Consider the following 25,480-nt stretch of genomic DNA (forward strand, 5'->3'; position numbering starts at 1 on the left):
GCTCCATCAGCAAAAGGGGATGATAAGTTTATCACCACCGACTATTTGCAACAGTGCCACAATGAGTTACTCCGTAGTAATGCAAAATTACTGCATCGCAATGCAGTAGAAACTATGAAAGCAAACCAACGGCTGGTTATTGATATAAGCACCCTTAAAGAGGTGCAGGATACGCTTATCCAGACGGTTGGCGATGTTGTTAAAATCCAGAGAGAAGGGGCTATTAAGCTCAGGGAAACAGAAAAACAGGTTCTTGCCATGCGTGAGAATTTGCGCACCCGACTGACACAAAAAGGGGTAGATCATGGTGCGTAACCTTAAGAGTAGTGACGATTTTTCCCGTGAACTGTCATTTCTTTTTCACCGGTCTATAAAGATTAGAAATTCAGGTTTCGCGATATTTGGTGCGGGCCTGCTGATAATGATTTTTGGTCTTTGCTTGTGGTTGCTGTCATTACACCTCTCACCTTCAGTTCTGGACTTTGATATTGATGTGCCCTTGTCATTCTTCAATTCATCTGAAGGTGAAGATAAGTTAGTGGTTTCGGATTTTGGCGATGCATTTGGAGGCTTCCTAACTACATATTCTAAGTTGCTATTAGGGATTATGGGGCTATTAGTAGTTTCTTCAACTGCCTTTAAAATTTTAAAGGGGGAGGAAATAGGTGAGATATTCCCGATGCTTCTAATTGCTGGCGCTTTTCTTATCGGCTTGTCAGTTTTTACATCTGCTTTAGGTTCGGAAGAGACTGATGCCACTTCAGCTTCGACTGTAAAGGTTATCAAGAAATATGTAAAACATGAAAAATACGATAAACTTGTCGCATATTTAAATGATAGTAATTGGCCCTCAGGCGAAGAGGTATCTGTAAACTATTTAAAGGCGCAACTACATATAAAACTCGGCAAGCCAGATGTGAAGTTAACACAGAATGTTGTTAGGGCGTATATGTCTGGTGTATTACAGTCAAATATTCCCGTGAAAGTTCGTTATGCATTGGAAAAGACAGCTTTAGATAAATCCGTCTCACCACTTGCGATTCGTTATGAGCAAAAACGTATGTCTAAATCACATACCTTTTCAAAAGCGTCGGTTAATTGTCTTAAAGTAGGTAGTCCCGTCGCATTCGTTGGCGTTTTGTTCGCTCTTCTTGGTATAAAAATCAGGCGGCGAGTCAGATTCTTAGAATCAAATTGAATGAAAGCCCGGTACGCTGGGCTTTTTTATTCAGTAACTTTTATCAAATATGTAGTAATTTACCGGAATCTGCTTCTCCAGCTTGTTAGCTGAAAAGCTTACTCAAGTATAATAATCTACTTCTGATTATGTTTTTTATGGTTTTATTTTTACACAACTTATTAAGGATACATGATGTGTAACTTTACTCCTGTTCAAATTATTGCTGATTATATACTGAGGTTTCTTAAAAATAATACTGATGCCAAGCTTTATGAGGCAATGCAGCGTCTTGAAAAGAAAATTGGTCAGTTTGTCGCTGATGGGGTTGATGAACATCAATTACGCTCTTCATTAAGCAAAGTCTGTCGATCTCGTTCCAGGGCGGCTCTTAAAGAGGAGTGTGAACAACTCATTCCATAAAAAGAACATCATACGGGAAAGTTACTTTAACGGTGAATGGCTCGCTTCTGGCGGTTTAAGTTGACGGCCATTCCTACCATAGCCATCATAAAGTATGATTAGCATTCGAGTGTGGCACTACTAATTTTAATGGGCTACGCATTCAGTCTCCACCTCTCTAACTATAAAGGTTCTTTTCATGTCCAATAGCTTCGATAAGCCGCAAACGCTCCCGGTACATAATTCTGATGCCGAACCCTTTTTTCCGAAAAACCTTGGTCCATTTATCGAGCAGGTATCCGGAAGGGATCTGGCAATGCTCACAGAATCAGAGAAGGAAAAACTTGCGCACCTGATCAGAACTGGGCGTAAATATGGAGTTTCTGTCGCTATCGTTCCTGATACAGATTCTGCTGAGCTTCATGAATTACTGTCTAATGCCGATTCCATTGAAAGGCAGTTTTCCATCTATGAACGCATCCAGACGAAGATTGCGTTCACGCGGTGTCAGGAAGCATAAACAAAGTGAGAAATACAACTACGTGGTATGACGTAGAACATATTGAAATCACCACAGGCGAGCGAGGCGGCAGGATATGGGTGCTGAAGCTCTCCTGTGGCCATACAGTATTTCGCCGAATACCTCCTATACGTCTTCATAACCTCACAGCTTTTTCTCTGCGGGAGCCCCCAGAAAAATGTCGGTGCTCTCTTTGCAATTCAAGTCCATAATAAAGCCTTTTTAAAGGCCACAAACTGCATATCACAGGATAAATCATCCTCTACAGCGTTCATTCTTAAACGCAAAATTTATATTTCATTCATTCTATTTTAAAAGCGTTATAAAAGACGGAATCCTATTTAGTCTGTTTGATGCTTAAATCATCTTCAGTGCCTTTTATCTTTTACCCAGCGACTTTAACATTAACCTGAGCAGAAAACTTGTTTTCAAACTAAGTTCGAAAACTTTCTGCTCAGGTTATTAGCCGGGTAAGCCACTTTGTTATATTTGTTTCATGTTAACAGAGGAGGCGATATGCAAATTGAAAAGGTGATGTCATTACTTGAAGTGCTTTCAAGCTGGCTTGAAGATAACATCAATATGGATTCTGAAATTATCTTTGATAATGACGAAGATAATACCAACTCAGAAATTCTGTATCCTGCTGTAGAAAAGGCTAATGCCGTTTTGCGCAAAATGGCATCTTTATCTTCAGATTCTGTTCATGCAATTCGACAGCGCTTGCAGCTTGCCGTAGAAGGCAAAGCTGAATTGTCCCTCAAGGATGTGGGAGAGCTTCTGCTGGCAACAAAGTATCTGATGTTGTCCACTGAAGAGGGAGAGTAAGCCTGTGACCACTCTCGTATTTGAAATGGCAGATATCAATAAACTGATCGAAGAAATTCGCACCGCAAAAACGTTTTCGGTCACCCCAGATCAGATCTATGACCCGGCATGCTATCCGGGGGGAGCCCTCCTTAACGCTGAGGGACAGACTGAAGAAGAGGCGCGTAAAGCTGGTAGGGTTTTCTTTCCCTCATCCTCAAAAATTGCCAGCACACATCTGGTGCCAAAAGTGCTTCTCGCGCACAGTCATGGTGTATACCTGATCACTAATGCTGAGCTTGAGGGCTCTCCCGCATCCCGCGATACTGTGGCTTACGCCCAGGGGATGAATCCAAAACTGGATGAGGACTGGGATTACGCTTGTGATGCCGCTTTGGGTGGGTCTGATTGTAGCTATACCATTCCCGTTGAGTGGCTGGAGTTAGCGGTAGAGCAGGGTTTTCAGGAGTTTCGACTTCGAATGAGTGAAACCAATATCAAACTTGTCAGCAAATAGTATGTCCTTGCTGTTTCCAGTCAAACATTGTCCGCCAGTCGAGCTGCTGGCGGATTGTTTTATATAAGGCCGGGAAGGTATGTCAGGTTTAAGCAGTTCCGCCCAGAAGCTTACAAGGGCGCAGATTTACGTGTTAAGACGGATGGCATCCGGCACGATCTATGATATCTCTGGCAATTTCAGACGGGCCAGAGAACGGCGTACGTTTATGGGGAATCCTGATGATGTGACGTGCAGGAGCTCTCCGGTCCTGTTCCGGCTGGGCCTCGTGGAGTTATGCCAGCCAGTAAGGCATCTGGAGCCAGGTTTATACTATCGGCTCAAGTTGAGCTCCTCAGGGCATGAAGCTCTTAAGGCGAACGCACACCTCTAACATTTGAGATAGTTCGTTCGCAGCCAGGAAAGTAACTTTCATCTCAAGTGTGACCCTTACTACCTCATTTATGAGTAAAACCCCCCTCTGATATGTCGAAAATGCTCATTTATACGAAAATAGTTTCTCTTCAGGTGTGATGTAATTACTGAGAATTCTCCCTGAATGGAAGGCAACCGATGAAAATGTTTTTTACCCCTTATGTTCGTATCGTTTTCTATTTTTGCGCATTGATTTTTATTGTTTACAGTTTCAGTGATTTTTTCCAGGGCGTCCCTGACAGCACCTTCTTCAGTGCGGTCATCACGCTACTTGTTATCGGAACCATTGTTGCCCGGCATCTGGATCGCAAAAAATCTCTCAAATATACTTCACAGATTTAAGTTTCCACTCAGGCCACTCTCGGGTGGCTTTTATAATTTAATAAGGACCGGTTCATGCATAACCACGAAATTCAGACCATTGCTATATTTAGTGCCCAGTATAAAAACATCGAAGATGCTGAAAATGCAGGTGCTTTATATTCAGTAGATATTGAATATCCGATGACACTAAATGATTTATCGCGGCTTTGCGACTCTATTGCCGAAGCAGTAGGTGTGCCTGGCGGCGTCAAATACCAGTTCGTGTCCCAGCCGGAAGCGCATGAAACCAGCTTCTGATAACCAGTAACCAAACTGCCTAAAAGCAGGTGCAAAGCCATGAAACAAACAAAGTCTTCTATGTCACGTATTGTGCAGCTGTACGACGGGAGCCGATACGGAAACTGCGAGCAGGCTGATAACGAAGGAGAGCTTTTTACGGTGGTGTTGAATAAGCCTTCGCAGATCGATGACATCCGTAAAATCGTAGACACAACCGCCGAAGTACTTGGCAAAGCTTTGCCAGTACTCCTCTTTTAAAGCTTACATCCGTGAAGGATAATTACGGTCTTACTACTTTCAGTTTTTCATTCCAGTGCCGTCCATTTTAATTTATCGATTTTAAGCGGTCGGCGCTATTTCATTGTTTCTTTTCCGACTGTAATTCCTTATATATAGGAATATTTCAAAGAATTTATCTCAGGTTATTTGTGGCGTGGTGCCAGTTGTTATAATGATTCCACATAATCTGGAGAGTCAATCATGATCACATCTCTAATGAATTTCCGCGATTTAACCGGAGAGGCAGTCATCCAGGCGCGGCAATGCGTTATTAATGCTGAGATCGAAGCGGCCCGGGAAAAGGTAATTCATGCTCGTTCGTTATTCAAAGCGGGTATACATAATGTTGTAAACGGTAGTTCTGGCATTAAGGCTGCGGCAGCACATTTTCTGGTGATAAAACGTTTACAGACTGACACTCGGTATCTGGACGCGGTTATCACTGATAACCTTTGCATGTTTTCTCCTGAGGGTTATCTGTATCTGTTTATGCAACAACGTTATTTCCTATAAAACAATGGGTTAGGTAAGTATCTTTCCATTAAAAACATTAAAAAGGTGACTTGATGAAACCATTTGGACTTGCCGGAAAACCCCGGCCCGAACCTTGCGGCTGCTGCTGGTATACCCGTGAGGACTGCCCTTACGTCAGCGCAAAACAGATCTATCGCCGCAGGCAGCGCAAGGCAGAACGCCAGCGTCAGCGCAGCACCATTGTGATGGCCGTTTCTGAATTTCGCTGACCTCTTCTGGAAATATCATTTTTTCTCCAGAAGAATTTTAAAATAAAGGGAAATCTTTTCACGGGTATCTGATGTTTATTGTTTATGGTAAATTGCGCCACATTAATTGTTTGTGGCGCAGTTCGTGATGGCTTAAGGATATAATATGAAAATCAGCCAGCTGGAATCCGGGATGCAGGTTTGGTCTGTAACCCGTACCAAAATGGGAAATACCACCATTTCAACGGTCATTGTCCACCCCGTTGTCATTATTGAAATTCATGATAACCATGTGATTGCTCGCTGGAACGGCAATGCACCACGTCGGTTTGGAGAAACGGCTATCAGGGGCTGGAAGAAGGAGAAGCCACTGCTTGTCCGTGAGCCTTTCGGAAATGTTCGTCTGGCCACCCGGGCTGAAAAAACCGCTATGCAGGAAAAAGAGTAATACCCCCTTTTAGCACCCACAATTTCACCGTCCATCTGCCTTTAACCTTGCCTGTTATTAACGGAATCCTTTCTGACTGGGCGGATCCCACGCATAACCTGAACTGTTGGCTAACCGTCTTACAGCCAAATTCCCTCCTTTATCTGGCAGGAGTGCGTCCGTGAGCTCTGTATGATCTACGTGTTTGTTAAGTAGAGCACATAACAGGAGTGGGGTATGACTGAATTAAATAAAAGCCCGTCCGGTTTTTCCGGAGCTGATGTCAGTAAAGAACAGGCTGCCATAAGGGCACTTGTAGAAAGAGTAGTGACCAACTATCGCAGCCGGACAGCACCTGATCGGGTTCAAAAGGCTTCGGTAGCGTTTAATGGGGGATTAATCCTGACCCTGATGCTGGCCTTGACGCTATTGGGCTACCTTGTGGCGGAATTGCTCAGGGGGTATGTTGCGGATAGTTCACCCTATGTGCCCGGTCTAAGTTATTCGCAATTTTCGATGCTTATGGTCGTTGAGCTGTGTCTATGCTTTCTTGCATGGTTTTTGGTTGTCACAGGGGACTATCCCCGGCCGTGGATATTTCAGGTAGTCCCGATGGAGCAGTACTGGTTCTTTGACGAAGTGGATGACGACGATCTTGCCCGGCTTTCCTGTAACCCTTACATCAAGCGCTGGCTACTTGATGAAATGTCCGGTATTCATCGACTGACCTACACGAGGCTGCATGATCGACTGGAGCGCATCTGTAATATTGCATCCCATCTCGAATACAGCCGTATTCAGGCACATAAGATTTCCCTAATCAACGGAAGCAGTGCCTCCTGATCCTACCATTGCATCCGGAAATTAAACGGGCAGGAACTGCACTGTATGTTCCGACCCAGCAGCTGCCCGTTACCCTTTTCTTTAGTATAAAATGACTTTCGCCGACAACCGGAAGTGAATCATGTCAAATAAATGAAAAATCAGTAATTTATGTAGGCGGGGTGTTTGGCTGATCAGGGCAGGGTGGTATAATAACGCTGGTGCTGGAGGCTTTTGCCCCAGCCAGCGGTAACACTGTTTGACTGTGGTAAAAGCAGAAAGCCCCGAGTAATTTTTCAATTAACCTGTACTGCACCCATTTTGTTGGACGATGAAATGGAATAGTCCCTGATATGTCAAAGCCAAAATACCCCTTCGAAAAGCGCCTTGAAGTCGTGAATCACTACTTCACAACTGATGATGGTTACAGGATCATCTCTGCACGTTTTGGTGTGCCTCGAACCCAGGTCAGGACGTGGGTTGCCCTCTATGAAAAACATGGAGAAAAAGGTTTAATTCCCAAACCTAAAGGCGTTAGTGCTGATCCAGAGTTGCGCATTAAGGTCGTGAAAGCCGTGACCGAGCAGCAGATGTCCCTCAATCAGGCTGCTGCTCACTTTATGCTTGCTGGTAGTGGTTCTGTAGCCAAGTGGCTGAAAGTCTATGAGGAGCACGGAGAAGCTGGTTTACGCGCACTCAAGATCGGCACCAAAAGAAACATTACAATGTCAGTTGATCCAGAAAAAGCGGCGTTAGCATTGGAGCTGTCGAAAGACCGACGTATTGAGGATCTTGAAAGACAAGTTCGATTCCTTGAAATGCGGCTTACGTATCTAAAAAAGCTGAAAGCCTTAGCTCATCCCGCGAAAAAGTGAAAGTACTCAACGAGCTAAGGCAGTTTTACCCTCTTGATGAGCTTCTCAAGGCAGCGGAGATACCGCGCAGTACGTTTTATTACCATCTAAAGGCTCTCAGCAAGCCTGATAAGTATGCGGATGTTAAAAAGCGTATTGGTGAGATTTATCACGAGAATAAAGGTCGTTACGGATACCGTAGGGTAACGTTGTCTCTCCATCGAGACGGGGAACGGATTAACCATAAAGCCGTTCAGCGCCTGATGGGAACCCTCTCGCTTAAGGCAGCGATTAAGGTCAAGCGATACAGCTCCTACAGAGGAGAGGTAGGGCAAACCGCCCCCAATGTTCTCCAAAGGGATTTCAAGGCTACACGGCCAAACGAGAAGTGGGTTACCGACGTTACTGAATTTGCAGTCAATGGGCGAAAGCTGTATTTGTCTCCAGTAATAGATCTCTTCAACAACGAAGTTATTTCTTACAGCCTGTCGGAAAGACCTGTGATGAACATGGTCGAGAATATGCTCGATCAGGCATTCAAAAAGCTTAAGCCTCACGAGCATCCTATTCTGCACTCTGACCAGGGATGGCAGTATCGTATGAGAAGGTATCAAAACATCCTTAAAGAACAAGGCATTACACAGAGCATGTCCAGAAAAGGCAATTGTCTGGATAATGCAGTCGTGGAATGTTTCTTTGGAACCTTAAAGTCGGAGTGTTTTTATCTTGACGAGTTCAGTAATATAAGCGAACTGAAGGATGCTGTTACGGAATATATTGACTACTACAACAGCAGAAGAATTAGCCTGAAATTAAAAGGTCTGAGTCCAATTGAATATCGAACCCAGACCTATGTGCCTCGTGTTTAACTGTCCAACTTTTTGGGGTCAGTACAACCCGAGGCCCCTGTATGCTAGTCACATTCAGAGTAGCCTCTTGCCTGCTTAAATGCAAGGAGAAGAAGGCCATTGTTAACACCAAGCTGTAATGTCCCCTTTGAACCATTCTAAAATGTCCCCAGACAATTCTCTGGGGGATTTTTCATGATCAAAGAGACTGTTACGATGAGTCATAAGGAACTCGACCGACTTCACATTATTCAGGAGTCACTTAATCGCCATATTACTCAGGAACAAGCTGCGGCACGCATTGGCATTTCTATTCGGCAGGTTAAACGTCTGGTGCAACGGTATAGAAATGAAGGGCCTTCTGGTCTAGTTTCCCGCCGACGTGGAAAGCGTCCCAATAATTCCTTTTCTACCGAATTCAGAGCAACAGTAATTTCACTCCTCAAAGGCCGCTACGCTGATTTTGGACCTACGCTTGCGTGCGAAAAATTGCGCGAGATACACGGCTTGTGTTTATCCATTGAAACTCTCAGGAAGTGGATGGTAGAGGAGGGCATATGGCGCGAACGTCGTCGTAAGTTTGCCCGAATTTATCAGCGCCGGATGCGGCGCCCATCCTACGGTGAACTCATCCAGATTGATGGCTCGCCTCATGACTGGTTTGAAGGTCGGGGCCCCAAATGCACACTGATAGTCTTTATCGATGATGCTACCAGCGCTCTGATGGCGCTACGATTCGCTCCTGCAGAAACAACCCGGGCTTACATGGAAACCCTCCGGGGTTACCTTAATGATCATGGCGTACCACTGGCTCTCTATTCTGACAGACACAGTATATTCAGAGTAAATAACCCGGAGCGGGAAGGAGAGTTGACTCAGTTCACACGTGCGATAAAGACACTGGGCATCGAGCCAATCCATGCCAACAGCCCGCAGGCAAAAGGGCGGGTAGAGCGTGCCAATCAGACACTGCAGGACAGGCTGGTCAAAGAAATGCGGCTTCAGGGTATCAGTGATATTGAAACAGCAAACGCATGGTTGCCGACCTTTATTGAAGCCTATAACAACCGGTTTGCTACGCCGCCTCGTATTGCTGATAACGCCCATCTTGATGTACACCATTCTGAAGAGGAACTGGGTTATATCTTCAGCCTCCAGGCGAAGCGCGTTCTCTCCAAAAATCTCACTTTCCAGTACAAAAGCAGTGCGTTTCAGATTCGCAGTGAAGGCCGGGGATATCGACTTCGGCATTCGGTTGTCACGGTATGCGAAAGCTTTAACGGTGAAATTAAGGTTCTGTATGATGGGAAAGCGTTGGGATGGGAAAAATATGTTGATGGCCCGGAGCCTATACCACTGGATGATGAAAAAAGTGTCCATGAACGTGTGGATAATGCCCGTTTTGATTTACGCTCAAAATTCTACGTAAAACCTAAAGCTGACCATCCTTGGCTCACGCGCCGCACGCAAAGTAATCAGCAAGTGAAGCCCCCTAAATTACCCAGAAAGAAGGCTGATCCCGATAAAATGGACTGAAACCAGGCGTTATTCAGTTGAGTGCATATCCAGTCATAGGATAGATTCTTACGTAGCGTTTCTGGCGTGCATTTTCGGGTGGTTTGTTACTGTTTTTAACGGGGACACGTCAGAAACGCGCTCAGGCCGTCTGAGCGGTACGCGTAATGCGGCGTTATGGTAAATAGCCTATGCTAATGTCCGCTAAGAGCGAGATATAGTCATTCGTACCCTGAGAATTACACTTTGAAGTGATTCAGGGTATGCGCTTACTGGTTACGAATATTGAGCGAGAATCATGTGATGATCGCCGCTTTTCTTTCGAGCCAGTAGGTGCTCCACGTTCGCTAACGAATACTCAGGGCATGCAGATAAACTGCTGGCTATATTTCTTTCGAAGAGCGTGGAATGCATACCAATCCCCGATAAAAAGGAGTTGGTGATGACTGTGACTAATCAATTTGCTGCGCACGTTGGTCTGGACTGGGCTGATAAAAAACACGATGTCTGTGTTCAGTTTAAAAACGGTGAACGCGTATTCGATGTGATTGAACATACAGCAGAAGCGCTTGATGCCTGGCTTACTGAGTTACACCAGAAAGTAAAAGGTAGAATCGCAATAGCTCTCGAACTGAAGAAGGGCCCCGTGGTATATGCTCTTCAAAAATACCCCTTTATCACCGTTTTCCCCGTCCACGCATTGTCCCTGGCTCGTTATCGGCAAGCCTTCTCGCCCAGCGGCGCTAAAGATGATCCGCAGGATGCCGAGCTGGCATTAGAGTTAATGCTGCGTTACCCCCAGAAGATAAAAGCTATTGAACCCGACAATGCGGATATTCGCTTACTTCAGCAACTGGTTGAGCAACGTCGTCAGTTGGTTGAAGATAAACGACGCTTTGTGAACCGGATAATCAACACGCTTAAACAGTATTATCCTCAGCCACTGGAGTGGTTCTCACATCGGGGTAGCTTACTGTTGTGTGAGCTGATTATCCGGTGGCCCAGTCTGCAACAACTGAAACGAGCCAGACGCGACACGATCCGCAACTTTCTGAATGCCAAAGGTGGTCGCGCTATGGCCCTTACCGAGCAACGTGTTGCGAGTATTGATAATGCGATCCCATTGACTACAGACCCGAGTGTTATAGAGGCTAATGCTTTGATGGCAGCAGCACTGGCGACACAAATTAAAGTCGTGAGTGAAATCATCAAAACCTATGACGAACGAATCGAAACGCTGTTTGACACATTGCCAGATGCGGGGCTGTTCAAATCACTTCCGGGCATGGGACCGTGCATGGGCCCACGGATGCTTGCTGCACTTGGTGATAATCGTGACCGGTTTAACAGCGCTGAAGAAATTCAAAACTACGCAGGTATAGCACCGGTGACCGAACGAAGCGGCCAAAAATCATGGGTTCACTGGCGATGGCAATGTGCCAAGTTCGTCAGGCAGACCTTTGTTGAATGGGCTGCCAAGACGGTTAATTCATCATACTGGGCCAAACTGTATTATCAGGGCCTTAGAGAAAAGGGCAAATCTCATCAGTCTGCGATCCGGGCACTGGCGTTCAAATGGATAAGGATCATTTACCGCTGCTGGAAGGCCAGAACCTGTTATGACGAAGCGAAATATTTGCTGGCTCTCGAAGCGAGACACTCGCCCTTACTGAAGCCATAAAAAGCTTGTCGAATGTCTCAGGGCGTGAAGCGGACATTGCAGACTGCCCAGTAGAAAAAGTGCTATCAGAATTATCTAAAGGAAGATCGTATTTACCATGTCTCATTCTAACTGTTTAATAAATTACAAAAATTAAAATTTCCATTTAATATCATCGCGTTAAGCAAGAGAATTAAACCTCTCATTTAATTTATGATTCTTATTTAATTCATGAGTTGGTGTAAAAATAGGTTGCCGCACTATAGAAAGACACATATTTAAACCCAGCAGGAAATCATATTTGAAAGTAATGTGTTTAAGGGGCTGCGTAACAAGAACAGCAAGTAAACACATAGTAATAACAGTTACCATTCCCATTTCGCAAGTGGCCATATCAGAGGTGAACTAATGCCTGCTGCAATTTTAAGAATTAAGGTTATCCTAATAATTCTTTTGTATGATTAAGATCATCGATAAATTTACTAAGGACTCATTAATGAAATTGCGACTCTGGAATCTATTACCCCATGATTACGCTCCTTTTTTTCGTATTCTTCACATCATTGTGGCATTTCTAATATTATCACAAATTATTAACTCTAATCTGACAGAGACCGAAGCAATTGGTGAACATAGTCTTGAAGGAGTTATAACCTGGATGCACATTATTTCAGGGTTAGGACTGATTATTTGTGGTTTTATTATGTTAAGTTGGATGCTTACTCAAAGAGGTTTTACTTATTATTTTTCATGGGTAGGGCTTGACTTTAGTGGTATTAAGCAAGATATAAAAACGTTGACTAGTTTCCGACTGCCCGATGCACATTCGGGAGGTATTGCCAGTACAATCCAAGGATTTGGAGTTCTAGCATTGCTAATTGTAGCACTTTCAGGTGGCCTATGGTTCTTGTTGAATACCATGCAGTCAAATCTGGCTGAAACAGTAATCCACTGGCATAAGTTCTTTACTACTTTCATTGAGGTCTATTTTTATGCACATGGTGCAATGGGAGTTTTGCATATTTTAATTGAAAAATATAAAAGCCGCTCAGTTAACCTAAGTGACTAATCTGTTGTGAGATAATATTACTTCAAGTTGAAGAAAACCCTAAAAATAAAATTTAGTTTACTAGAAGATGAAACAGCACTTGCAGAGACTTTTTAATTAAATTTAATAAAAACGAAAAAATATTCATGGCGAAATGATTGTTTAATTATCTATCATGGATAGAAATGTGAGTTAGTCGTCCTATTTTAGGAAGTTAATAATGACTAAAACAAAAGGGTTACCTCGTCCGCTGACGCACTACGCTTGGCTTTCCATTGCCACGGCTATTGCCACTATCGGACTCAAAGGTGTGGCGTGGAAAATGACCGGTTCGGTCGGTCTGCTATCTGATGCCATCGAATCCGTAGTTAACCTCGCAGGAGCCCTAATGGCGCTCTGGATGCTGACCTTGGCTGCGCTTCCGGCCGATGAGAACCATGCATATGGGCACGGCAAAGCCGAATATTTCTCGAGTGCTTTCGAAGGATTTCTGATCCTATTGGCGGCAGCCAGTATCGCCTATACCGCAGTTGAGCGGATGTTAACTCCACAGCCGCTTGAGGAGATTGGTCTCGGATTACTGGTTTCAACAGTCGCATCAATCCTTAATTTTGTGACGGCTCGCATTTTGTTAAGGGCTGGCAGGCAGCACAACTCTATCACTCTTGAGGCAGATGCTCATCACCTGCTGACCGATGTCTGGACGTCGGTCGGTGTCATTTTTGGTGTCGGACTGGTTTATCTGACCGGCTGGTTTTGGGTCGATCCGATCGTTGCATTGCTGGTCGCAGCCAACATCGTTTGGACTGGTTATCAGCTTATGAGTCGTTCAGCTGCAGGTCTGATGGACGTATCGCTACCCACGGAAGAACTCAAAAAAATCGAGTCACTGCTGGCAGGATATCGTGAACAGGGGCTTGATTTCCATGCACTACGTACACGCCAGGCTGGCGGGCGGGCGTTTATGACAATGCACATCCTAGTTCCTGGGCGATGGACTGTTCAATATGGGCACGACTGGGCCGAGCGTATAGAGAATGATATCCGCACCGCACTGCCTTTTATCCATATCACCACTCATGTGGAACCGTTGGAAGATCCCGCGTCAATGAACGACCAAACGCTCGACATTTCTGATCACTAAACTAACCACATGTCGCTGGTCGGGCAGGGTAACAAACCTCGCTCTACAAAAATTTCAGGTATTCTCTATAATTCTGAGGGTACTTGATGTGACCTGCGCCCAATTGTTGGGCACGCAATATTTTTAAAAAGTCCGCTTCTGGCACAAAGCGGACAGTGATCACCGTTCTTACGACTACTTTCTGACTTACTTCGTGACTTGCCCTAAGCATGTTGTAGTGCGATACTTGTAATGACATTTGTAATTACAAGGGGTGTAAGACATGGGTAGCATTAACCTACGTATTGACGATGAACTTAAAGCGCGTTCTTACGCCGCGCTTGAAAAAATGGGCGTAACTCCTTCTGAAGCGCTTCGTCTCATGCTCGAGTATATCGCTGACAATGAACGCTTGCCGTTCAAACAGACACTCCTGAGTGATGAAGATGCTGAACTTGTGGAGATAGTGAAAGAACGACTTCGTAATCCTAAGCCAGTACGTGTGACGCTGGATGAACTCTGATGGCGTATTTTCTGGATTTTGACGAGCGGGCACTAAAGGAATGGCGAAAGCTGGGCTCGACGGTACGTGAACAGTTGAAAAAGAAGCTGGTTGAAGTACTTGAGTCACCCCGGATTGAAGCAAACAAGCTCCGTGGTATGCCTGATTGTTACAAGATTAAGCTCCGGTCTTCAGGCTATCGCCTTGTATACCAGGTTATAGACGAGAAAGTTGTCGTTTTCGTGATTTCTGTTGGGAAAAGAGAACGCTCGGAAGTATATAGCGAGGCGGTCAAACGCATTCTCTGAACCAAAGCATGACATCTCTGTTTCGCACCGATGGTGACACTTCTGCTTTGCGTTGACAGGAGAAGAAGGCCATGAAAATGCCGAACCAACCCATTGTTTTGTGCATATTAATAGTTTGTTTAACGCTGTTGATATTCACCTGGCTCACACGAAACTCGCTTTGCGAGTTGCGGATGAAAGACGGAACAAGGGAGGTATCTGCTATCCTGGCCTACGAATCCGGTAAGTAGCTGACAAAGAGGGGGGCAACCCCCTCTTTTCGGGGTGTGGATTAGTATGCCATCGGCACCTTTTGAAAGGGTTTCTCCAGTCGGGGAAACCCTTTTTTCCTCCCGTCTTGTGGCATATAGCCTTTTGTATAAATCAAGAACCAGACCCAAAGAGTCCCACTTCACGCAAACCGTTCAAAAGCCTTAGCGTAATCCAGTCGGGAAAAATTTCACCGGTGCTCGTCCGGGCACGTACCGGAAACAATGGACTTCTCACTGGTCGGTAGCTCATAGAACGTAGCCATTGCGGTCAGTCCTTATTCTGTACCCAGTAGAGTTTTATGGCCGTCTGGCAAATCGTTCAAACATTGTCATTTCTGTTCTCGCTGCATCCGGTCAAATGATACGGTGAATTCAGCTCATGGGCATTCGCATCGCAGTCTACGAAGGCACCAGAAGTTTGAGGATGTTACGCAAAGAACAGTTATCAGGTTTGCTGGTGGGCGTAATGCCTACCTCTACTTTACTTCATAGGGATTCTTCTGCGGGGAAGCAAGAATTGACTCAACGTTGTCCGGTCGTACCAGATTTGTCGCGGAAAGCGCCTTTTTGTGAGGGGGGCCGCAGCGCTAAACCTTTTCCTGGAACGACATGAAGGACAGCAGAGCGTCCGCCCTGGAGGACAGCTCAATACAGTCTCCACGCTGCGGTTCTATCTCTTCGTCAATGGTTTCATTGTACCAAATACGCAGCCGCCATCCCTTCGCAGGGAAAGCGCTCTGCATCGCCAGGACCATCCCCTCCGGCGACAGCAGTTCTCGACAGAGGTAGCAGGCCCCGATCCGGGTTGAATCCCGCAGCCACATTACGGGATACTCTTTAACCAGTTGGTCATACACGCATTCTGCCATATGAAAGTAATTTTCGTCAGCCCTGCAAAAATCACACATTCGATTTCCTTAAATGGTGTTCATCGAGATAATTCAGAAAGTTGATTCGCCAAACTACGGGGCATTTCTTTAATGGCGGAGCTTTACATCACTATTTCTGTCATTTTCAAATCCGCCGGATACAGCAATAATTGCACCGAACAGCGGTTTGAACTGCAATGCATCCGTAGGGTATGCGACAATAATAAGGCTCTTCCCGTACTCTTAAAAATGGAAGAGTTTAAAACCCATACTGCTGGGATGAGCGAAGCACGGTACATTATGCCAGCGTATAAGGGCCGTCATAACTTGTTTTTTTCTAGAACACGGCGAAGTTTTCTTACCTGGGAAGCTGTGGAAAGCGTACCGGTTCGGGGATGGCATGCGCTTGCCTTTTCACCTGGTTTGAGTACATAGGCTAATGCCAGCTCGTTCAGAGCCGCCTCAGCTTTCAACAGGGCCTCAATGGCCGTGTTCAGGTATACAGTTCGGCTCTCATGGTTCATCAGGATTTTCCTCACAAGGGTAAAAATGACAGGCGATACCTGCCGTTTACCCTTTGTCTCCGTTAAGAATGGCATCACGGCAGGCTTCCCAGATTACCTGGGCATTAGCATCACACTCCACGAACCCGCCGCACTGATCGTATATCACCTGGTATACCTCAGGGGGAATCTTCCCAGGCGCAACCGGAGTTGAGCGTTTGCCTTTATGAATCTCATCTGCGGTATCACAGACAGCGTCGAGATGCCGCGACATCCACTCAGATAATTTCAGACCCTCTCGATTTGCCTGTTTTACATAGCGAACCTTTCTGGAAACCGTAGATCGCATCTGAATCTGTGTCACAGCTGGCACATCTTCTTTCATGGCATTCTGTAATGCAGCTTTGGGCTTTTTCATGTTCATGGTTGCTTTAAATTATTCTGGAGTTCGTCTGATATAAATGCTGACGTGATCTGTCAGCGTTGCTTAAATAGTTTATCGCCTTCCGCCAGTTCGCCGTTGAGCTGTTCAATCACGCTCCAGATGAGCCGATCATCCGGCGTTGAGCCTGCACACTCTTTCACGACCGCCACGGGTCTAAATTCTTCAGGGTCTGCCTGCCCGGAGGTGAAGAGCCTGCTCTCAATCCAGTGGGCCCCCTCTGTGCAGCAGTGGCAACTGGTTTCAGGTGGTTCATCCAGACCGTCCACTCCACAGGCTGAGCAGGTGAACAGTTTGCGAGACCCACCAGCCAGTGGCGTATCGCAAGCTGCTGGAAGTGCGCCAGCATTGCGCCAGTACAGCACATGATTTGAATCGTAGCAGTGTCCATGAAGCAGAAGCGAAACGCCGCAACTGCGAGTTTCAATGGCTTTGCCTGTGCCAAGGTATTGCCCGATCTCGTCCCATACGTCCACTAAGGTGTCAGGCAGCGGACGCGTAACAGGGAACTTAGCGCAGTCGTCCGGGGTGCCTTTAATGCAGCAGAGGGCCGAATACGCAAGCTCCTGCATTTCGTAGGAGTACTGACCACATACCACGCGTTCCAGTTTGTCGATTAGTTGTTCTTTATTCATCATACTCAGCCTTATTAAACAAATTCATTACGCCACTGGCACCATCTGGCCGGAGCAGACTGCGGCCCGGTAGTAGAGCCGCAGGGGGTGTCGCTGGACTAACAGGTGCTCAGTGAGTCCCGCACTTCCTCATGACTGGTCATTTTCAGAAGAAGCTTTCCAGGGCAGCGTGGTTCCGCCTGTGAACGGGTGACGTCTTCGTTGATTGCCTGGATATGAGCAGATTCAACGGTCCGACGCTGTACGACATGGTTGCTCAGGTTGAATTCGCACTGGAGCCTTCTGGCATCAGAATCCGCGTTCATTGCAATACGTTCATCAAAGCGGCGGTTCATTCGCAGAGCCTCTTCGTGAGCTGCATCAACAAGGGTGCGTCTGGTGACATAGTCGTTACCAGCAAAAAACGATAGCTGAGCGTGTTCCGAAGAGTAGTCGGAGCTTCCCTTACAACGGGCAATCGCGGCTTCAGAGTGCAGGATTAATGAACTCAACCGTGAACAGACGTCATTGATGGTGCCGGTTTTCAGACAGTCGTGGATAAGTGTCCAGGCGGAAATGCTCAGCGGGCGGCTGGTGATCACATAGGGATTGTAATGATCAACCGTTACGATAGTACGCAGTGAATGAAGCGATTCGGACTGCGTACGTAAGTCACGGCGAACAGTACATGCCACCGAGGCAACATCTTTACATTCTTTGTCGGACATCGAGTCCAGTACGCGGATCTCCACCTCTGCCGCCTTTGAGGCGATATGCGCACTAATCTCACCCTTAAGACGTTTGTAGTCAGCCTTGAAGCTTCCCACGCTGTCAATATCGATCCAGTAACCACAGCTGTAACCAGCATTACCAAACTCGTCATCTTTCTCATAGTTCGGACAGCCGTCATTGCTCCAGCCAGCTTTTTCCAGCAGCTCGTCAATAGCGACCAGCTCAGCCATTGGTGCATGTTCGATAATGAAATAATGGACACGGCCCCAGGCATATGCGCGTGAACGGCCATCAACAGAAGTATCAGAAGTCGTCTGACGGGAAAGTTTCATGAGGTACTCCAGTTCTGCCCGGTACCGCCGGGGCGGTGGTGCGAAAGCCGCACCATGAATGACACTATGATCCTCCTAACTTCTATTGTCAATACAATTGAAGTGGCGTTGTATTTATTCATTATTTGGACCCGGCTCGTACGGAACGACCGTCGGGACTTGCCAATTATTCTGCGGTGAGCAGGGGGAAGGGAACATCCCACCGCTTGTTTCAAGATGTACAGCCAAGGAGGGCGCAGAATGCCTGACAGAATCATCGTGCAGCGGTAGCGAAAGACCTGACAAACGGGAAAAGTATCCTTTTATTCCAAAGCCAACCTCAGCTTTTAATGTCGCCAGTACGTTTCTTAAACATGCCAAATCGGTCTCTTATACGGCCGGATGGGCCCGATGAAAACGATAAAATGAGAAACAGAACCCGACACATCGCTGCTCTCTGGGAAAGCCGGTCAGCAGATGGAGCGCCAGGAACTAAATCCGCTGGTTTTAATAATGATTGAGGAGAACAAGATGAAAGATAACAAGACACGTCCTGTAGACTCGTATGCTCATGCTGATTTCATGGAGTCCGTCTTCAGCAACCTCAGGGCTTTCTGTGATGCGGAATGCCAGCGGCTAACTGCCGGTTATCCCCCAACTGTCAAACCAGAACAGCAAAGCACTGACGGCCAGCTGTCGGCGGCATAAATCATTACCTGCCAGTTCGTTCAAATTTCCGCTTCCTTAAGCCCGGGCCAAAAGCCCGGCTCAATCCAAAAACTGAACGTACCGGTTTACCTCTATATCTCCTCAATCCCCTGCGACTTACAAGAGACCCGCACCGGTTTAGCCATTCCTGTCCTGCCACTCTCTCATCACTGGCCCAGACAACCGGAAAAGTAACTTTTCTCTCCGACTCACCTTCTGAACCAGCTATTTTGCTTAAACGTAAAAACGGCCCACTGTTGTGAAGATTTAAAACGGACGGATCGAGTAGTATTGTCTCAGGAATTTTTTTTAAGAAAAGTTACTTTTTCTTCTGTGCAACCTATTAGAAAAAATGTCGAACCTGGTATTGTTGTGTTGTAGCGCAGTTAAACAACCAACCAAAAGAGAGAACAAAAATGTCCGCAATCGAAACTGAAGTAAAAAACAACAGCAACGAAATCAGCCTTCGTGGTTACCTGGAACGCACTGGTAACGGTGCCCGTAAAGGTAACGGCCTTATCATTGACCCTTCGGTTGTTGTAGAGCAGGAAGGCTTTAACACCCGCACGGCCGGTATGGGCGAGCTCTACTATTCAATGCCTCACGTTGTGGAACACCTGAACAGCCTGGCCGATGCCTACATGGAAGACCCGTTCAGCGTGACGCCTATCGTTGTTCAGATGGTTAATGGCGTACCTGTACTGCGTCAGGGGGCTTGCCGTATCCGTTCCATCGCTATTGCAAACCGCCAGCTGGAAGCAGAAGGGCGTGAACGCATTACTCGTATTCGCTGCGAAGAGTTTCGCGGTAGCGCTTCAAAAGCAGAACTCTTCACCCTGACCGGCAACTCCAACCTGGCGCTGTCTGTCGTAGCTGAAGCGCTTTCAATTAAGCGTCTTGTTGAAGATAAAGAAGAGCCTAAGACCTTTGCGGAACTGGCAAAAAAACGTGGTAAATCAGAGCAGCATCTTCGCCAGATGGTTCGCGTACTGGACCTGCCTTCTGAACTACAGACCATGCTTGTGAGCGATCAGGTGAGCATGTACGTTGCGCTGGACGAGTATATGTACAGCGGTGAGGATGCGGTAGATAACATCAACAAGGCGATCTCCATCTATGGTAAAGCGACGAAAAACACGCTGAAATTCGTCAAAGCTGCCAAGGTAGAAGAGCGCATGGCAGATCCGCAGACTCCGGAAAACTCCGGTGATGAGCAACCGGCAGGTAATGCTACCGTTAACACCCCGGTACCGGATCAACTGAATGATGAAAGCAATACAGAGACGCTGGTTACGCCACCGGTACAGGAACCAGCTCCGGCTCCAAAGGACAGCGCTCCTAAACAGAACCCGGCAGGTAAAGCACCATCCATGTCCAGCGTTCTGAACAAAAAGACCGTGACCGTCATTGCCGACACCGCGATCCCGATTTTTGAACGTATTGCTGAAGAAGCCAAGCTTAAAGAAGGTGAATCTGTCAGCACTGATACTTACACGCTTGTTCTGACCAATGATGAAATGAACGATATCATCAATGCTCATGCTGACCTGAAAGAGTACCTGCGTAAGCATGCTGAGAAGATGAATAAGGGACAGGCATGATTTTCTGACCGACCCCTCCATCCGGACGGGTCGGTAACTTTTTCAGGACAAGGGGAAACAGGGCAATGAAGAAGGCTTTTATCAACGTAGACAAGACTAACCCACTGCCAGTCCTGACGGATTCGGTGACCCGGGTAAGTATTCAGTGCACGGCAAAAGATGAAAACGGGGCAGGGATCGAAGTGAACATCCTCGACCTGATTCAGGATCATGATACGGATGAAGTGAAAGTGCAGTTTGGGAGCTCGCCTGTTCAGGCTCTGGCGATGCTCCGCCGGGTTATGACAGCACTGGAAAAGCAGGCAAATGCAGAACTGCAACAGAATTCCTGCTCGCGTATGCAGTAAACGGTAAAAGCAGAATGTTCCCTACTGGATAAACCCGGTGGACCTCACGGAGAGCAAGTCACCGAATGGTTCACTGTTAAGTGATATACATCCGGATTTATAAGGTTTTGCAGCATCCGAATAGGCAATAAATAGAATTATTTTGATTTATCTCAGCAAGGAAATGGAAAGCTACCAGATTTTAGGATAGCGAAATGCCTGTATCGCTACTCTGCTGAATTAGAAATGATTTTAAACGCAATGCATAATGATAGAATAGCAATGCCTTTAATTATTTGTCACGTCTGAATTATATGTAGACTTACGGAGAGGATATGGTAATTACTTATTCATTATCGGAAACGTTTAATATGTTTTTACGCGAGATTATTGCATCTGGACTTGCAGTTTTTTGCGCATGGTGCGTTTTGTGTCTTTTCTCTGATCAGGAACGAGGTAAAGAGGTTCCTGTTTCTATGAAAAAAATAACTTCAAAGTCAGCTTTCTCCTACTTTATCAGTTCTCAAATTGCCGCTTTTATTATCTCCTTGTTGGGTTCAATCTTAAGCACGAAATGGGACAACATCGTCTGGAATGATGAAATAAGACAGTTTTATCTGCATGTAGGATTTGGGCTGGTAGCTTGTGTATTCTGTCTGCTTGTAATCTTGCATGAGAAATTTATCAAAAGAAATTTAAATGTTTATTCTGGTTATTGTGGTTCACTGGCAGTTAGTCTCACAGGAATCTTTGTACTTTGTGCGTTATATCTGACATTTTCATTACCATTTCATTATGAAGAACGTCTACTTAATGATGCATCCTTGGTGGCTTCGGATGGCGTTGAAAATTCAGTCGTTTTTGCAGACGGTCGTTACTGGGTTTTTGAACTGGGCTTACCATATTTCAAACAGTCATTGCTCAAAGAGGTAAGAAGGGGCAGGTACCAGCTAATCTGCACTACAGAAAAAAAAACAACATGCTGGTCTGGCAAAAAACTTCCCGAAAAACCAACCTCTTTGAAAGCTAGTTCATAAAGATTTAAACTGCTCGCTTAAATCCACACTGGTCCAATTTTGAAAATTTATTGTGTTTTTAAAAGAAATTACAGTGTGGGTTATTAGCCAGTAGGTCGGAGTTTTATATAATACCCAAAAACACAGGAGGTATTATGAAAACCAATCTGGCCTATGCATCTAATTGCTCCGATTCTGTCTACTCCTATATTTATCAGGCACTGCAACAACGCTCTGGTGCCGAGAATGAAAGCCTTTATCAGCAGGCCATTTCCAGCTGCTGCACAGATAAACAAAAAAAGAAACTGGCCGGGTATTATGCCGGTCCATGGCAGCTGCTATTCAACGCGTGGTGTAACAATCGCGTCCCTAACACAGCGGTGCTGGCCCTTTTACTCCAGCAGTGCTTATCTCATTTCCAGTGCGAAGAAGTGATCGCAGCCTGGCAGTAACCCTATCAAGCCCCTTCGTATAGCGGAGGGGCAGGAGATATCTCATGTACAGAAACGACAGAAACGTGGATTCCTTCAACCTGGTTAATGCTCTTCAGCCGGTCTTTCGTAACACCGGCTGTGGGATGTTTGAATATGATCGTAAAAAGCAGAATGAAACCGCTGATTCAATCTTACGAGCGTTGGCGTTAAATGCCGATTTCGCGAGGGCCTTAAAACAGTACGTCCGGATTAATTCTGTACGACGGGTTGTTCAGTTCGATGACGGCTCGGTTCGCTATGGTATTCATGCCGAATTTGAAGGGCATAATAAAATTAATTCCTTCCGTATTTTTAAAGATGAAGATACAGACGCATTTGACTCCTATTTTTATTCGGTTTGCGATAATAAAGCTGAGCTGGTGGATTTTAAAATGGACTCTCTCGATATTCAATTGCAGGCAGTTTTTGAAAAGGTGACAGGTATTTTTCTGTCACATTAAATATTCAAATTTTCAATCCTCGGGCTGATAGACAAAAAACGCACTTTAGAATATAGATGAGATGAATATGAAAAACGTAAATATTTTGGATACCGATATTGCGGCCATTAATGCTCTTTCTGGCGTAGAACTGACTGACTTTCTCACTGCCGGGTATCAGGTAAACTGGTTAGGAGAAAGGGAGGTTTCGCTGGTGGGCTTTCCGTGTTTAGCAAGCAACAAGCAGCCGGTAGAAGTTGGTCCCGGCATTTTCATTAATCGCGTGTACAGCAGAGACAGCCAGTCTCTGAGCGGGAAATTGCGCTATGACCTGTCTAATGGTCTGGCAACGAGTGCATTTTCATTTTTCTCCCAGTCAGGCTGGTATGGGGGATTCCGTGTCGTATCTTTCCGTGACAACGGGCCAGCTGCGTTAATCAACATTGGTATTGTCCATGAGAATGTTTTGAATGCATTTTGTGCTGACTTCCCCCGGGCCAATGTGAGCGTAACCCGTTTTCATTGTGGCATGACGCTTGAGCAGATCCGAATGTTCATTTCAGACACTGCTTACGATATGCCGCTTTATAACAACGAGTCTGACTTTCGCAGGCTCGCCAGTTAGCATGGAGGCTGACTTCAGTGCTTACGCCTAAAAGCCGGTGAGCGAGGTGGCGGAACCGGTTGGCTTCGCCCAGTCTTACTTACTTCTCTCAAGGTACTGCGCTGCAAGCGTACGTAAAAAAAGTAAGTAGCTAAATGGCGTGAGCGATTAGTTCTATACGGGAAGAAGTCATAGTATTCTGAAATGATAGTTATCTCATACGAACGATAGTAATGGAGTTTCTTAATGGGCGTTGATATCTGCTGGCGATTTCAAAGGGAAGAAAAGCCTGGTAAATGGATTAATTTATCAAGCAATTATAAAGGGGACCGATCATATCTCCACTTTGCCTGGCTCGGATTTGATGTAGATCGTGAAAGGGCGAGCACATCAGCAGTTTTTATCCACGCATTACGCGGATTACCTGATGATATACCGTCCGAAGATGATGATTTATTCGGTGAACATTCATACTCATGGCTGACTTCGGAAGAAATTTTGTCAGCCATACCACCCGATAACGCCGGAGAGGTGATCCAGGAATTTGTCGAAGAAGTAAAGCGTCTCCACGTGGAGAACGGCAGCGTCCGTTTCGTCTTTGGATTTGAAGGGTAACCCGTAAGAAAGTAGCTATCTTACCCGGCTAGGTCTCCAATCTCTCAGATGCTCAAAGAGGGCCGGGCATGGTGCCCACACATCCCCTACCATTCCGATTTGATATTCGTCTAATACACCCTTTAAAGAAAACAAGCAGACGGCAATGAGACGTCGGATTAGCGTCAGCAAATATGAGACGTCAGTAGTCGATGTTTGTCCTGCGGAACGTGAATCTGTTTACAAGGGGTAAAGCCGTACCATCCATGAGGGCTCAGAGAGCCGGGGTCTCCTCCAGATCACTGGAAGTTATTGACTCTGGCAGGCCTATCCCTATGACTTTTTCCCGGATGGCAAATTAAGAGCGAACAGGGCCAAATTAGTACTCTTTTCTAAACGGAAATACTGAATCACCCTGATATAACTGGTCTCTCACAAGACAGGAGATCATCAATGGAACGTGTAATATTTTCAGTAATCTTTTTTATGATGCTGGGCGTACCTTTTTACCTTCTTTATAAAATTGCCCGGGACATTTTTGGTACCGCCGGTGCTGGTGAGCCTGCACAATTGCCTCAGGGCAAGCAAAGACGCTCAGGAGGCGCTGGTTCGGGTTCGATCTGGCAAGGACACCATCTACAGGGGAGCAGCCATTTGAACCCCCTCGGAGGTGATTGTAATGGTGAAAATAGCATAGCTGGTGGTTGTGATGGTGGCGGTGGAGGAGGTGACGGAGGTGGTGGTGGTGACTGATAGCCTGCAACTTTAACTATCAGGATGAAACCCATGTCCAGCAACCGGAAAAAGAATTCATTTCAACCGAAAAGCCCTGCCTTAAAGTGAAGCGTATTAAACGTGAAGGATGCTGAATTAGAGGGTATCGGTTTTATACTGAAGCGTAACTGGAAGAAGGATCTGAAATTAACTATTACGGAAAAGTAACTTTCTGACTCACCACGTACGCCCCTCGGTTATGCCATACAGTTTGATACGAAAACAGATCAGTAAGTAGATTGCTATACGCCGGAGAGAAGTCTATTTTTCATGCACCGAACCTGTTTGGCCTGCAATGGAAGCAGGTATAATAATCACATACAAAGGAGGGCATTATGAATACATTTTTATACGTGCTTTTGGCCTGGATTGTTGTGCTTTTTATCGCCAACAAACTGCTCGCAAGACGTAAGCCCAATACGGTTAAAATCCTGGTACAGCGCAACGGGAAAGCCGCAGAGGTTGATGCTGTAGTGGTTCAGGGTTCAAAGAGAGCTAACAACAGTTCTGTTGCGGACAGCGACGCGGTAGATAGTTATTTTGAAATGAATCCTTACTCCCGCGAAAACCAGGCGAATGGTTGGGCTATGCTGGCCAGAGACGATGACCAGCTTAAATAATCAGTTGAGTGTGATGTGTAAAGCAGCTTAAAACTCTAAATGGACGAACAGGGG

Annotated in this window: 35 protein-coding genes and 1 pseudogene; 31 read left to right on the plus strand and 5 right to left on the minus strand. The window is 45.9% G+C overall.

Annotated elements, in window-relative coordinates:
* The 18 genes from ACOTX7_RS18885 to ACOTX7_RS18970 all read left to right on the plus strand — a co-directional run.
* Positions 1-315 (plus strand): toxic anion resistance protein (locus ACOTX7_RS18885; RefSeq protein WP_421626145.1); only part of this gene is annotated, 315 nt, incomplete at its 5' end.
* Positions 305-1,198, plus strand: a complete 894-nt coding sequence (locus ACOTX7_RS18890; protein WP_000252081.1) for a hypothetical protein — start codon at positions 305-307, stop codon at positions 1,196-1,198. The genes ACOTX7_RS18885 and ACOTX7_RS18890, both read left to right, overlap by 11 nt.
* 174 nt (positions 1,199-1,372) lie before the next feature.
* Positions 1,373-1,600: a hypothetical protein gene (locus ACOTX7_RS18895; RefSeq protein WP_000336109.1), complete on the plus strand. Its 228-nt coding sequence runs from the start codon at positions 1,373-1,375 to the stop codon at positions 1,598-1,600.
* 178 nt (positions 1,601-1,778) lie between these two features.
* Positions 1,779-2,099, plus strand: a complete 321-nt coding sequence (locus ACOTX7_RS18900) for a hypothetical protein (RefSeq protein WP_000071366.1) — start codon at positions 1,779-1,781, stop codon at positions 2,097-2,099.
* A gap of 516 nt (positions 2,100-2,615) precedes the next feature.
* Positions 2,616-2,927: a DUF957 domain-containing protein gene (locus ACOTX7_RS18905; protein ID WP_001165367.1), complete on the plus strand. Its 312-nt coding sequence runs from the start codon at positions 2,616-2,618 to the stop codon at positions 2,925-2,927.
* A gap of 4 nt (positions 2,928-2,931) precedes the next feature.
* Entirely contained in the window at positions 2,932-3,423 is a 492-nt protein-coding gene (locus tag ACOTX7_RS18910) for a DUF3085 domain-containing protein (RefSeq protein WP_001371932.1), read from the plus strand.
* A gap of 552 nt (positions 3,424-3,975) precedes the next feature.
* Positions 3,976-4,179 (plus strand): hypothetical protein, encoded by a 204-nt coding sequence (locus tag ACOTX7_RS18915; RefSeq protein ID WP_000781547.1) that lies wholly within the window; start codon positions 3,976-3,978, stop codon positions 4,177-4,179.
* Between the two features lie 54 nt (positions 4,180-4,233).
* Complete coding sequence (locus tag ACOTX7_RS18920) at positions 4,234-4,458, plus strand: hypothetical protein (RefSeq protein WP_000551490.1); 225 nt, start codon at positions 4,234-4,236, stop codon at positions 4,456-4,458.
* Positions 4,459-4,497: 39 nt separating this feature from the next.
* Entirely contained in the window at positions 4,498-4,698 is a 201-nt protein-coding gene (locus ACOTX7_RS18925) for a hypothetical protein (RefSeq protein ID WP_000814953.1), read from the plus strand.
* 222 nt (positions 4,699-4,920) lie between these two features.
* Positions 4,921-5,232, plus strand: coding sequence for a hypothetical protein (locus ACOTX7_RS18930; protein WP_000633161.1), 312 nt, complete (start codon positions 4,921-4,923; stop codon positions 5,230-5,232).
* A 53-nt stretch (positions 5,233-5,285) separates the two neighbouring features.
* Positions 5,286-5,462, plus strand: coding sequence for a hypothetical protein (locus ACOTX7_RS18935; RefSeq protein ID WP_000802040.1), 177 nt, complete (start codon positions 5,286-5,288; stop codon positions 5,460-5,462).
* A gap of 145 nt (positions 5,463-5,607) precedes the next feature.
* Complete coding sequence (locus ACOTX7_RS18940; protein WP_000703842.1) at positions 5,608-5,889, plus strand: hypothetical protein; 282 nt, start codon at positions 5,608-5,610, stop codon at positions 5,887-5,889.
* A gap of 216 nt (positions 5,890-6,105) precedes the next feature.
* Positions 6,106-6,711, plus strand: coding sequence for a hypothetical protein (locus tag ACOTX7_RS18945; protein WP_000137794.1), 606 nt, complete (start codon positions 6,106-6,108; stop codon positions 6,709-6,711).
* Between the two features lie 332 nt (positions 6,712-7,043).
* Positions 7,044-8,413 (plus strand): IS3-like element ISKpn8 family transposase gene (locus ACOTX7_RS18950; protein WP_085949440.1). Its coding sequence is split into 2 segments (ribosomal slippage): positions 7,044-7,524 and positions 7,524-8,413, totalling 1,371 coding nucleotides; the frame shifts between segments, so codons are not numbered across the junction.
* 174 nt (positions 8,414-8,587) lie between these two features.
* Positions 8,588-9,928 (plus strand): ISNCY family transposase, encoded by a 1,341-nt coding sequence (locus ACOTX7_RS18955; RefSeq protein ID WP_000589001.1) that lies wholly within the window; start codon positions 8,588-8,590, stop codon positions 9,926-9,928.
* 421 nt (positions 9,929-10,349) lie between these two features.
* Positions 10,350-11,588, plus strand: coding sequence for an IS110-like element ISEsa2 family transposase (locus tag ACOTX7_RS18960; RefSeq protein WP_000219087.1), 1,239 nt, complete (start codon positions 10,350-10,352; stop codon positions 11,586-11,588).
* Between the two features lie 475 nt (positions 11,589-12,063).
* A complete protein-coding gene (locus ACOTX7_RS18965) occupies positions 12,064-12,636 on the plus strand; it encodes a cytochrome b/b6 domain-containing protein (protein WP_001515348.1) in 573 nt (190 codons plus the stop codon).
* Between the two features lie 199 nt (positions 12,637-12,835).
* The gene (locus ACOTX7_RS18970) at positions 12,836-13,759 is read left to right on the plus strand and encodes a cation diffusion facilitator family transporter (RefSeq protein WP_000167917.1); all 924 of its coding nucleotides are present in this window, start codon (positions 12,836-12,838) and stop codon (positions 13,757-13,759) included.
* Between the two features lie 121 nt (positions 13,760-13,880).
* Here the strand turns inward: ACOTX7_RS18970 and ACOTX7_RS18975 are convergent.
* Positions 13,881-13,997 (minus strand): annotated as a pseudogene (locus tag ACOTX7_RS18975) (hypothetical protein); the annotation flags it as partial.
* A gap of 24 nt (positions 13,998-14,021) precedes the next feature.
* Between ACOTX7_RS18975 and relB the strand changes: the two are divergent.
* From relB to ACOTX7_RS18990, 3 genes are all read left to right on the plus strand, one after another.
* The gene (gene relB, locus ACOTX7_RS18980; RefSeq protein ID WP_000534858.1) at positions 14,022-14,261 is read left to right on the plus strand and encodes a type II toxin-antitoxin system antitoxin RelB; all 240 of its coding nucleotides are present in this window, start codon (positions 14,022-14,024) and stop codon (positions 14,259-14,261) included.
* Positions 14,261-14,548 carry a type II toxin-antitoxin system mRNA interferase RelE gene (gene relE, locus ACOTX7_RS18985; protein WP_000323025.1) on the plus strand — a complete coding sequence of 96 codons (288 nt, stop codon included), beginning with the start codon at positions 14,261-14,263 and terminating at the stop codon, positions 14,546-14,548. Before relB ends, relE begins: the two co-directional genes overlap by 1 nt.
* 71 nt (positions 14,549-14,619) lie before the next feature.
* On the plus strand, positions 14,620-14,778 hold the full coding sequence (locus ACOTX7_RS18990) for a type I toxin-antitoxin system Hok family toxin (RefSeq protein ID WP_001447866.1): 159 nt from the start codon (positions 14,620-14,622) through the stop codon (positions 14,776-14,778).
* Between the two features lie 608 nt (positions 14,779-15,386).
* On the opposite strand, the gene ACOTX7_RS18995 is transcribed toward ACOTX7_RS18990, so the two are convergent.
* The 4 genes from ACOTX7_RS18995 to ACOTX7_RS19010 form a co-directional block, all read right to left on the minus strand.
* The gene (locus ACOTX7_RS18995) at positions 15,387-15,707 is read right to left on the minus strand and encodes a hypothetical protein (protein ID WP_000332796.1); all 321 of its coding nucleotides are present in this window, start codon (positions 15,705-15,707) and stop codon (positions 15,387-15,389) included.
* Positions 15,708-16,238: 531 nt separating this feature from the next.
* Positions 16,239-16,589, minus strand: coding sequence for a hypothetical protein (locus tag ACOTX7_RS19000; RefSeq protein WP_000743059.1), 351 nt, complete (start codon positions 16,587-16,589; stop codon positions 16,239-16,241).
* Between the two features lie 59 nt (positions 16,590-16,648).
* Complete coding sequence (locus tag ACOTX7_RS19005; protein WP_012695474.1) at positions 16,649-17,251, minus strand: hypothetical protein; 603 nt, start codon at positions 17,249-17,251, stop codon at positions 16,649-16,651.
* 95 nt (positions 17,252-17,346) lie between these two features.
* A complete protein-coding gene (locus ACOTX7_RS19010) occupies positions 17,347-18,291 on the minus strand; it encodes a DUF5417 domain-containing protein (protein WP_000778029.1) in 945 nt (314 codons plus the stop codon).
* Between the two features lie 510 nt (positions 18,292-18,801).
* Between ACOTX7_RS19010 and ACOTX7_RS19015 the strand changes: the two genes are divergently transcribed.
* The 10 genes from ACOTX7_RS19015 to ACOTX7_RS19060 all read left to right on the plus strand — a co-directional run bounded on the left by ACOTX7_RS19015 (position 18,802) and on the right by ACOTX7_RS19060 (position 25,426).
* Positions 18,802-18,978 carry a hypothetical protein gene (locus tag ACOTX7_RS19015; RefSeq protein WP_001371930.1) on the plus strand — a complete coding sequence of 59 codons (177 nt, stop codon included), beginning with the start codon at positions 18,802-18,804 and terminating at the stop codon, positions 18,976-18,978.
* A gap of 416 nt (positions 18,979-19,394) precedes the next feature.
* Entirely contained in the window at positions 19,395-20,579 is a 1,185-nt protein-coding gene (locus ACOTX7_RS19020; protein ID WP_001272971.1) for a hypothetical protein, read from the plus strand.
* A 65-nt stretch (positions 20,580-20,644) separates the two neighbouring features.
* Positions 20,645-20,926 carry a hypothetical protein gene (locus tag ACOTX7_RS19025; RefSeq protein ID WP_000708863.1) on the plus strand — a complete coding sequence of 94 codons (282 nt, stop codon included), beginning with the start codon at positions 20,645-20,647 and terminating at the stop codon, positions 20,924-20,926.
* 314 nt (positions 20,927-21,240) lie between these two features.
* Positions 21,241-21,942, plus strand: a complete 702-nt coding sequence (locus tag ACOTX7_RS19030) for a hypothetical protein (protein WP_004248818.1) — start codon at positions 21,241-21,243, stop codon at positions 21,940-21,942.
* A 134-nt stretch (positions 21,943-22,076) separates the two neighbouring features.
* Entirely contained in the window at positions 22,077-22,373 is a 297-nt protein-coding gene (locus ACOTX7_RS19035) for a hypothetical protein (protein ID WP_000856246.1), read from the plus strand.
* Positions 22,374-22,417: 44 nt separating this feature from the next.
* A complete protein-coding gene (locus tag ACOTX7_RS19040; protein ID WP_000286108.1) occupies positions 22,418-22,855 on the plus strand; it encodes a hypothetical protein in 438 nt (145 codons plus the stop codon).
* A 67-nt stretch (positions 22,856-22,922) separates the two neighbouring features.
* Positions 22,923-23,459 carry a hypothetical protein gene (locus ACOTX7_RS19045; protein WP_000800251.1) on the plus strand — a complete coding sequence of 179 codons (537 nt, stop codon included), beginning with the start codon at positions 22,923-22,925 and terminating at the stop codon, positions 23,457-23,459.
* Positions 23,460-23,684: 225 nt separating this feature from the next.
* Complete coding sequence (locus ACOTX7_RS19050) at positions 23,685-24,053, plus strand: hypothetical protein (protein WP_000537761.1); 369 nt, start codon at positions 23,685-23,687, stop codon at positions 24,051-24,053.
* Positions 24,054-24,485: 432 nt separating this feature from the next.
* A complete protein-coding gene (locus tag ACOTX7_RS19055; RefSeq protein ID WP_000442693.1) occupies positions 24,486-24,785 on the plus strand; it encodes a hypothetical protein in 300 nt (99 codons plus the stop codon).
* Between the two features lie 356 nt (positions 24,786-25,141).
* Positions 25,142-25,426, plus strand: coding sequence for a hypothetical protein (locus ACOTX7_RS19060; protein WP_001091367.1), 285 nt, complete (start codon positions 25,142-25,144; stop codon positions 25,424-25,426).
* The last annotated feature ends 54 nt before the right edge of the window (positions 25,427-25,480 follow it).

Origin of the sequence: Enterobacter cloacae complex sp. IR5418 (assembly GCF_049238105.1) — a bacterium.
GTDB lineage: Bacteria > Pseudomonadota > Gammaproteobacteria > Enterobacterales > Enterobacteriaceae > Enterobacter > Enterobacter hormaechei.

What these genes read in the sequence shown, in the direction of transcription:
- ACOTX7_RS19040 (WP_000286108.1), top strand. Translation starts at nt 22,418, where the DNA reads ATGTACAGAAACGACAGAAACGTGGATTCCTTCAACCTGGTTAATGCT.
- ACOTX7_RS18925 (WP_000814953.1), top strand. Translation starts at nt 4,498, where the DNA reads ATGAAACAAACAAAGTCTTCTATGTCACGTATTGTGCAGCTGTACGAC.
- ACOTX7_RS18920 (WP_000551490.1), top strand. Translation starts at nt 4,234, where the DNA reads ATGCATAACCACGAAATTCAGACCATTGCTATATTTAGTGCCCAGTAT.
- ACOTX7_RS18970 (WP_000167917.1), top strand. Translation starts at nt 12,836, where the DNA reads ATGACTAAAACAAAAGGGTTACCTCGTCCGCTGACGCACTACGCTTGG.
- ACOTX7_RS19050 (WP_000537761.1), top strand. Translation starts at nt 23,685, where the DNA reads ATGGGCGTTGATATCTGCTGGCGATTTCAAAGGGAAGAAAAGCCTGGT.
- ACOTX7_RS18945 (WP_000137794.1), top strand. Translation starts at nt 6,106, where the DNA reads ATGACTGAATTAAATAAAAGCCCGTCCGGTTTTTCCGGAGCTGATGTC.
- ACOTX7_RS18895 (WP_000336109.1), top strand. Translation starts at nt 1,373, where the DNA reads ATGTGTAACTTTACTCCTGTTCAAATTATTGCTGATTATATACTGAGG.
- ACOTX7_RS19005 (WP_012695474.1), bottom strand. Translation starts at nt 17,251, where the DNA reads ATGATGAATAAAGAACAACTAATCGACAAACTGGAACGCGTGGTATGT.
- ACOTX7_RS18930 (WP_000633161.1), top strand. Translation starts at nt 4,921, where the DNA reads ATGATCACATCTCTAATGAATTTCCGCGATTTAACCGGAGAGGCAGTC.
- ACOTX7_RS19060 (WP_001091367.1), top strand. Translation starts at nt 25,142, where the DNA reads ATGAATACATTTTTATACGTGCTTTTGGCCTGGATTGTTGTGCTTTTT.
- ACOTX7_RS18905 (WP_001165367.1), top strand. Translation starts at nt 2,616, where the DNA reads ATGCAAATTGAAAAGGTGATGTCATTACTTGAAGTGCTTTCAAGCTGG.
- ACOTX7_RS18990 (WP_001447866.1), top strand. Translation starts at nt 14,620, where the DNA reads ATGAAAATGCCGAACCAACCCATTGTTTTGTGCATATTAATAGTTTGT.
- ACOTX7_RS19025 (WP_000708863.1), top strand. Translation starts at nt 20,645, where the DNA reads ATGAAGAAGGCTTTTATCAACGTAGACAAGACTAACCCACTGCCAGTC.
- ACOTX7_RS18890 (WP_000252081.1), top strand. Translation starts at nt 305, where the DNA reads ATGGTGCGTAACCTTAAGAGTAGTGACGATTTTTCCCGTGAACTGTCA.
- ACOTX7_RS18935 (WP_000802040.1), top strand. Translation starts at nt 5,286, where the DNA reads ATGAAACCATTTGGACTTGCCGGAAAACCCCGGCCCGAACCTTGCGGC.
- ACOTX7_RS19015 (WP_001371930.1), top strand. Translation starts at nt 18,802, where the DNA reads ATGAAAGATAACAAGACACGTCCTGTAGACTCGTATGCTCATGCTGAT.
- relE (WP_000323025.1), top strand. Translation starts at nt 14,261, where the DNA reads ATGGCGTATTTTCTGGATTTTGACGAGCGGGCACTAAAGGAATGGCGA.
- ACOTX7_RS18960 (WP_000219087.1), top strand. Translation starts at nt 10,350, where the DNA reads ATGACTGTGACTAATCAATTTGCTGCGCACGTTGGTCTGGACTGGGCT.
- ACOTX7_RS19030 (WP_004248818.1), top strand. Translation starts at nt 21,241, where the DNA reads ATGGTAATTACTTATTCATTATCGGAAACGTTTAATATGTTTTTACGC.
- ACOTX7_RS18915 (WP_000781547.1), top strand. Translation starts at nt 3,976, where the DNA reads ATGAAAATGTTTTTTACCCCTTATGTTCGTATCGTTTTCTATTTTTGC.
- ACOTX7_RS18900 (WP_000071366.1), top strand. Translation starts at nt 1,779, where the DNA reads ATGTCCAATAGCTTCGATAAGCCGCAAACGCTCCCGGTACATAATTCT.
- ACOTX7_RS19035 (WP_000856246.1), top strand. Translation starts at nt 22,077, where the DNA reads ATGAAAACCAATCTGGCCTATGCATCTAATTGCTCCGATTCTGTCTAC.
- ACOTX7_RS18965 (WP_001515348.1), top strand. Translation starts at nt 12,064, where the DNA reads ATGAAATTGCGACTCTGGAATCTATTACCCCATGATTACGCTCCTTTT.
- ACOTX7_RS18995 (WP_000332796.1), bottom strand. Translation starts at nt 15,707, where the DNA reads ATGTGTGATTTTTGCAGGGCTGACGAAAATTACTTTCATATGGCAGAA.
- ACOTX7_RS18940 (WP_000703842.1), top strand. Translation starts at nt 5,608, where the DNA reads ATGAAAATCAGCCAGCTGGAATCCGGGATGCAGGTTTGGTCTGTAACC.
- ACOTX7_RS19000 (WP_000743059.1), bottom strand. Translation starts at nt 16,589, where the DNA reads ATGAAAAAGCCCAAAGCTGCATTACAGAATGCCATGAAAGAAGATGTG.
- ACOTX7_RS19020 (WP_001272971.1), top strand. Translation starts at nt 19,395, where the DNA reads ATGTCCGCAATCGAAACTGAAGTAAAAAACAACAGCAACGAAATCAGC.
- ACOTX7_RS19045 (WP_000800251.1), top strand. Translation starts at nt 22,923, where the DNA reads ATGAAAAACGTAAATATTTTGGATACCGATATTGCGGCCATTAATGCT.
- relB (WP_000534858.1), top strand. Translation starts at nt 14,022, where the DNA reads ATGGGTAGCATTAACCTACGTATTGACGATGAACTTAAAGCGCGTTCT.
- ACOTX7_RS19055 (WP_000442693.1), top strand. Translation starts at nt 24,486, where the DNA reads ATGGAACGTGTAATATTTTCAGTAATCTTTTTTATGATGCTGGGCGTA.
- ACOTX7_RS19010 (WP_000778029.1), bottom strand. Translation starts at nt 18,291, where the DNA reads ATGAAACTTTCCCGTCAGACGACTTCTGATACTTCTGTTGATGGCCGT.
- ACOTX7_RS18955 (WP_000589001.1), top strand. Translation starts at nt 8,588, where the DNA reads ATGATCAAAGAGACTGTTACGATGAGTCATAAGGAACTCGACCGACTT.